Origin of the sequence: Acinetobacter sp. YH01018 (assembly GCF_013420295.1) — a bacterium.
In the GTDB taxonomy this organism is placed as follows: Bacteria; Pseudomonadota; Gammaproteobacteria; order Pseudomonadales; family Moraxellaceae; genus Acinetobacter.
This window is the reverse complement of record NZ_VOYL01000080.1, coordinates 1-6,636: the sequence shown is the minus strand read 5'-3', so window position 1 is coordinate 6,636 and position 6,636 is coordinate 1. Positions and strand designations below refer to the sequence as shown.

The following is a 6,636-nucleotide window of genomic DNA, read 5'->3' as shown; positions in this document are numbered from 1 at the left end:
GCCTATTTGCCGGATGACCTGGTCTCGGTGGGGCGTGATACCGAAACAGTCGCGCTGTCCAAAGCGGTGAAATACTTTGTCGAACACCGCGTATTCCTTAATGATGACCGTACGGTGGTATTTAAATGAACATAGCCATTCAAGAACATTCACAGCCGCTGATTATTGACGGCAAAGCAACTGCACAAACCGTTTTGGACGAGATCAAAAGCGAAGTGCAGCAGATGAAAGCGCAAGGTATTGAGCCTTGCCTTGCAGTAGTCCTGGTCGGAGATGATCCGGCCAGTCATGTCTATGTGCGCAACAAGGTTGAAAAAGCGCTGTATGTCGGCATCCGCTCACTGGAATACCGCATGTCAGCAGATACAGATGCTGACACGCTGCTGCAGAAAATTGATGAACTGAATGCAGATGCCACCGTGCATGGCATCCTGGTGCAGCTGCCGTTGCCGGCACATATTGATGAAACGGCGGTGTTGCAGCGCATTCATCCGCTTAAGGATGTTGACGGTTTCCACAGTGAAAATGTCGGCGGTCTGAGTCAGGGCCGTGAGGTGTTAACCCCATGCACACCGACCGGATGTATTCGCCTGCTGAAAGACACCTTGGGGCCGGATCTGTCCGGACTGCATGCTGTGGTGGTGGGTCGTTCCAACATTGTCGGCAAGCCGATGGCGGCGCTGTTATTAAAAGAAAGTTGCACCGTCAGCATTGTCCATTCACGCACCCAGAATATTCGCGACATTTGCAAAAATGCCGACATTCTGGTGGCAGCGGTCGGTAGGCCGAAAATGATCGATGCATCCTATTTAAAACCGGGTGCAGTGGTCATTGATGTGGGGATTAACCGCATTCAGGAAAACGGCAAAAACCGTCTGGTCGGAGATGTCGATTATGACGATGCGCTGTCTGTGGTCAAAGCCATCACGCCTGTTCCGGGTGGTGTCGGTCCCATGACCATTGCCTACCTGATGAAAAATACCCTTGATGCTGCGCGTATGCAGGCAAACATTTTTAAAAAATAAGCTAGCGGCATTGGAAAAGATGCCTTGGAGAAGAAATTATGCCACTTGGTTTGCTCAAATACGGATTAAGCAGTGAATATCCTGTTGAAGTTGATTTGCCTCCACCGAAGGAGCTGAAATCACACTATGACGTAGTGATTATTGGCGCTGGCGGTCATGGTTTGGCAATAGCATATTATCTTGCAAAATATCAAGGCATCACCAATGTTGCTGTGCTGGAAAAATCCTATCTTGGCGGTGGTAATACGGCGCGTAATACTGCGGTGATCCGTTCCAACTATCTGACCTCAGAAGGAGTGAAGTTCTATTCAGAATCGGTTGATTTATTTAAAAACCTGTCCAATGAATTTGACTTCAACATCATGTATTCAGAGCGCGGCCAGCTGACTTTGGCGCATACCGATTCTACTGTGCGTGCCTTCCGCCAGCGTGCCGAAGTGAACAAGCATTTTGGTGGTCGTACCGAAATGATTGACCGCCAGCAAATTAAGGAGCTGGTACCGTGTCTGAATCTTGATCCCGCGCATTTGCCTGTTCTGGCAGGACTCTGGCATATGGATGGTGCCACAGCACGGCATGATGCCGTGGCCTGGGGCTATGCCAAGGAAGCGGCGAAACGCGGCGTGGAAATCCACCAGCTGACTGAAGTACAGGATTTTGTGACTGAAAAAAACCAGGTCACGGCGGTAAAAACCAACCGTGGCAGCATCAAGTGTGGCTGCGTGGTACAGGCGATTGCCGGCGCTTCCAGCATTTTAATGAACAAGCTGCATATCAAGTCGCCGATTCATACCTTCCCGCTGCAAGCCATGGTGTCCCAGCCGTTTAAACCGTTTATCAATCCTTTGGTCAGTTCATCTGCTTTGCACTGCTATGTGCAGCAAACCAGCCGCGGTGAAATTGTCTTTGGTGGCGGTTCAGACCCTTATCCGCTGTACAACACCCGTTCTACCCTGGATTTAAAAGAAAGCCTGCTGGCTCATGCCATTGAAATGTTCCCGTTTATGGCCAATGTCAAACTCATGCGCCAATGGGCTGGCATGACCGACATGACGCCTGACTACAGCCCGATTATGGGCAAATCGCCTTATGACAATTATTACCTGGATGCAGGCTGGGGCACGTGGGGCTTTAAATCCACCCCGATCTGTGGCAAGACCATGGCGGAACTTGTGGCGACTGGCCGTACGCCGGATCTGATCAAGCCATTTGAATTGTCGCGTTTCAGCCGCTTCCAGCAAGTCAATGAAATGGGCGCCACTGCGGCGAGCCATTAAGGAGTAAACCCATGAAAATAATGATTTGTCCTTTAAATGGTCCAAGAAATATCAGTGAATTTAGTTATGGCGGCGAGCTGAAAACCATGCCGGACCAGAACACCTGCAGCAATGAAGAATGGGCAGATTATGTGTTCAATAAAAGCAATATTGCCGGTGTGGTACTGGAATGGTGGATGCATACCCCAAGCAGTTATTGGTTTATTGCCGAGCGCCATACAGTGAGCGATGAAATTCTGCGTACCTTTGATGCCAAGGAAATGTTTAGCCAGCGCATCGATTTTGAAAATCCGCCAGCTACAGAAAAAACAGCAGAACAGGCTGCTAAACAGGAGGTATCCGCATGAGCAATCTAGATTTAAACCGACTGCCTTTGCCGTATGGCATTTTGATTGACCGCAACCAGCCTGTGACTTTTCAGTTTGATCAGCAGACTTTTCAGGGCTATGCGGGCGACAGTATTGCCAGTGCCTTGATTGCCAATCAGCGCTGGATTATGTCGCGCTCTTTTAAATACCACCGTCCGCGTGCACCTTTAACCATGGCGGGACAAGATGCCAATACGCTGATTCAATTGCCGCAGGAGCCGAATGTACTGGCAGATAGCACCGAGATTGCAGCGCATCTGTCGGCAATGGGGCAAAACTATGCTGGCTCGTTAATGAAAGACAGCGATGCGTTTTTAGGCAAATTCTCAAAATTTATGCCTGTCGGCTTCTATTACCGCTCATTCTACAAGCCTAAAGGGGTCTGGAAGCTGTGGGAGACCATGATCCGTAAAAAAGCCGGGCTGGGGGTGCTGGATCTGAATTTTCAGCCTGAATACTATGACAAAGCCTATCTATTTACAGATATTGCCATTATTGGTGCCGGTCCGGCCGGCTTGCAGGCAGCGTTAACCGCCGCGAATGCCGGCATGAAAGTGTTGTTAATTGAACAGGATAAAATACTGGGTGGTAGCCTGCATTATGCGCGTTTTGATGCCGAGGGTAAAAAAGCCGCTGCATGTGCAGCCAAACTGATTGCGCAAGTAGAACAGCATGAAAACATTAGCGTGCTGAAACAAGCCATTTGTAATGCCTGGTTTACCGATCATTATTTACCGGTCATTCAAGGCAAGCGTATGTATAAAGTCCGTGCCAAGCAATGCATTGTGGCCAGCGGCAGTTTTGACCAGCCAGTGGTGTTCCGCAACAACGACTTGCCCGGTGTGCTGTTGACCAGTGCCGTACAGCGTCTGGTCAAACTGTATGGGGTACGGCCCGGCCAGAAAACGGTTATTTTAACCGGTAACGATGACGGCTATCTGGCCGCCCTAGATCTGGCCGAAGCCGGTATCTCTGTGGCCGCCCTAGTCGACATGCGCGCCGGTGCAGAAGATCCCGCTTTGCAAAAAGCGGTTGAACTGCACCACATTCCGGTCTATCTCAGCAGTACCGTGTATGAAGCCTTGCATAGCAAGGACATGCAGCATCTGACCGGAGTCGATATACGCAGTATTGTTGCAGAAGGCCAGGTGGGTACACACAGCAAGAAAATTGATTGTGATGTGCTGGCCATGTCATCCGGTTATATGCCGGTGTACCAGCTGCTGTGTCAAGCCGGTGCCAAACTGAACTATAACGACAAAAAGGCACAGTTCAGCATTTCCGGTTTACCTCAGGGATTGCACATTAGCGGCTCTGTTGCCGGTGTGCATCAGCTGGACAATGTTCTGCATGATGCAGTGCAAACCGCCACGGATGCAGTGAATGCCATTTTGGGCAATGCTGCTACAGCAGCGAAAAAACCTGTTGTCGAAGCAGCGGTGAATTTCCCATGGCCAATTTTCGCGCATCCTAAGGGCAAAGAATTTGTCGATTATGATGAAGACCTGCAAATCCGCGACATTATTAATGCCACCAAATCGGGCTACCGTGATGTACAGCTGGTCAAGCGTTTTTCTACTGTGGGTATGGGACCTTCTCAAGGCCGTCATTCAGCCTTGCCTACTGCGCGTCTCGTGGCAAAATATACAGACCGCACAGTGAGCGAAACCGGGGTGACGACCGCCCGTCCACCGTTCACTGCAGAAAAATTGGCGCATATTGCGGGACGCGGTTTTGATCCTTTCCGTCAGACCGCCATGCATCAACGCCATATTGAGGCCGGTGCACAAATGATGCCGGCAGGCAACTGGCAGCGTCCGGCCTATTATGGTGACGTCTCTGGCCGTTTGCAGCATATTGAAAACGAAGTGCGCAATGTACGTCAGAATGTCGGCATGATTGATGTATCTACTTTAGGCGGATTAGATCTTCGCGGGCCTGACAGCGGCGAGTTCCTCAACCGATTATATACCTTTGGTTTTGTAAAATTACCGGTGGGTAAAACCCGTTATGCAGTCATGACTGCCGAAGATGGCGTGGTGATAGACGATGGTGTTGCCGGGCGTTTAAGTGAAAACCACTTTTATGTTACCGCAACCACCAGTGGGGTAGACCGCATTTACCAGCAAATGCTGAAATGGAATGCGCAGTGGCGCTTAAATGTCGATATAGCCAATGTCACGTCGGCATTTGCGGCGGTGAATATTGCCGGTCCGAATTCCCGCAAAGTGCTGCAAAAGGTCTGTCAGGACGTGGACTTCAGTGCAGCAGCATTTCCCTACCTGGGTTTGCGCACCGGAACCATTCAGGGCATTGCTGTGCGTATCTTGCGCGTTGGCTTTGTAGGCGAATTGGGCTATGAAATTCACTTCCCTGCACGTTATGGCGAGTTCATGTGGGATCTGCTGATGCAGGCGGGTCAAGAGTTCTCCATGAAGCCTTTTGGGGTGGAAAGCCAGCGACTACTGCGTTTGGAAAAGGGTCATATCATTATCAGTCAGGATACCGATGGCATGTCGCATCCTAAAGAAGTGGACTTAGGCTGGGCTGTAGCGAAAAGCAAGCCATGGTTCGTGGGCAAGCGTTCCATTGCCATTTTGGAACAGCAGCCCATGAAACGCAAATTGGTGTCTTTTGTGCTGGACAAACAGCAGCAAAAACCGCTGGAAGGCCATATTGTGCTGAATGGCGACAAAATTACAGGAAACGTAACTTCGTGTGAATATTCACCCACTCTGGACCAAATTATTGGCATGGCGTATGTCGGTATCGAGCAAAGCGCAGTGGGCCAGCAGTTCCAGATTCGTGTGGAAAAAGGTGCAAGTGTCTACGCCACAGTAGTAAAAGCGCCTTTCTATGACCCTAATAATGCCCGTCAGGAGATCTGATCATGAGTATTTTACCTCAAGCAGAACGCAGTCCCATTCAAAAAACCTGTGCGGCCTATCAGTCTTATGGCGCAGGACGCATGTTTCTTGCAGGCGGTAAGTCCCAGCACATTCAGCAATGTGCAGTGGTGGATTTAACCAATATGCCACGCGTCGGTTTCCGGGGAACCGACAGTGCCAGCTATTTAACTGCAGCGGGTTTTAGATTGCCGGATGAACCCAATCGATTGTGTCATCAGGCCAATGGCAGCATTGTGGCACGGCTGTCTGCGACCGAATATTTAGTGCTGGGTGCAATGCAGGATTTTGGTGAAAGTATAGCCGCACTGGAACAGAGCTGGGAGCTGAGTGACCGCGCCAACTATCTGCTGCCGCGTCAGGATAGCCATGCCTGGATTCAGCTAACTGGGCAATCTGTGGCTTTCATCATGGCTAAGCTGTGTGCCGTCGATTTGTCCGCAGAAGCTTTTGCTGCAGGTCAGATTGCACAGACCTCGGTGGCGCGCATTAATGCTGTGGTGATGAATGTCAGCGATGCCCAGGCGCCGAAATTCAATCTCTTGTGTGACCGGGCTTCTGCACTGTATTTGTGGAATGTCCTGCTGGATGCCATTGCAGAATTTGATGGTCAGGCTGTCGGTATTGACGGGCTGCTCAGCATTGCATAAATAACAATTCTGTTTTCCCCCAACTGTAATCCCCCTGAATGGCTGTTAGCGTAAGCTGGCAGCCATTTGCTTTATGCCCTAGAGTCAGGACAGCAATCAACCTTTATCATAAGAGCGTACAGCCGCCCATTCCAGCACTATGCTTTTAAGCATTCACCATTTACTAAAGCATCGTTTTGATCAAGAAAAAAATTAAATGCTTCAAAGCAATAGGACGAAATCCGTCGTTTGTTCTTGCCACCATGGCTACATGATCGCGCTACCCGATTTCTCTATAATGATGACCGTTATTTAAAACCTACTTAAACCTACTTACGTGGGTTTAATGTTTAATTCCTACTTCATCATCAAGAACCAATTGCTATTGCGCTTGGGATTACCTCAATTCCATAGGCTGTCACGGTGTAACT

5 protein-coding genes and 1 pseudogene are annotated in these 6,636 nt (G+C 49.7%); all 6 read left to right on the top strand.

Annotated elements, in window-relative coordinates; translation table 11 throughout:
• Positions 1 to 129: pseudogene (locus FTT83_RS15170) on the top strand (formyltetrahydrofolate deformylase); the annotation flags it as partial.
• Complete coding sequence (folD, locus tag FTT83_RS15165; protein ID WP_004704295.1) at positions 126 to 1,025, top strand: bifunctional methylenetetrahydrofolate dehydrogenase/methenyltetrahydrofolate cyclohydrolase FolD; 900 nt, start codon at positions 126 to 128, stop codon at positions 1,023 to 1,025. The pseudogene FTT83_RS15170 and the gene folD, both read left to right, overlap by 4 nt.
• Positions 1,026 to 1,063: 38 nt before the next feature.
• The gene (locus FTT83_RS15160) at positions 1,064 to 2,302 is read left to right on the top strand and encodes an FAD-dependent oxidoreductase (protein ID WP_004704294.1); all 1,239 of its coding nucleotides are present in this window, start codon (positions 1,064 to 1,066) and stop codon (positions 2,300 to 2,302) included.
• 11 nt (positions 2,303 to 2,313) lie between these two features.
• Positions 2,314 to 2,649 (top strand): sarcosine oxidase subunit delta, encoded by a 336-nt coding sequence (locus FTT83_RS15155; protein WP_004704293.1) that lies wholly within the window; start codon positions 2,314 to 2,316, stop codon positions 2,647 to 2,649.
• Positions 2,646 to 5,558 (top strand): glycine cleavage T C-terminal barrel domain-containing protein, encoded by a 2,913-nt coding sequence (locus FTT83_RS15150; protein ID WP_004704292.1) that lies wholly within the window; start codon positions 2,646 to 2,648, stop codon positions 5,556 to 5,558. The genes FTT83_RS15155 and FTT83_RS15150 overlap by 4 nt, the downstream gene beginning before the upstream one ends.
• A 2-nt stretch (positions 5,559 to 5,560) precedes the next feature.
• Positions 5,561 to 6,226, top strand: coding sequence for a sarcosine oxidase subunit gamma (locus FTT83_RS15145; protein ID WP_004704291.1), 666 nt, complete (start codon positions 5,561 to 5,563; stop codon positions 6,224 to 6,226).
• Positions 6,227 to 6,636: the final 410 nt, after the last annotated feature.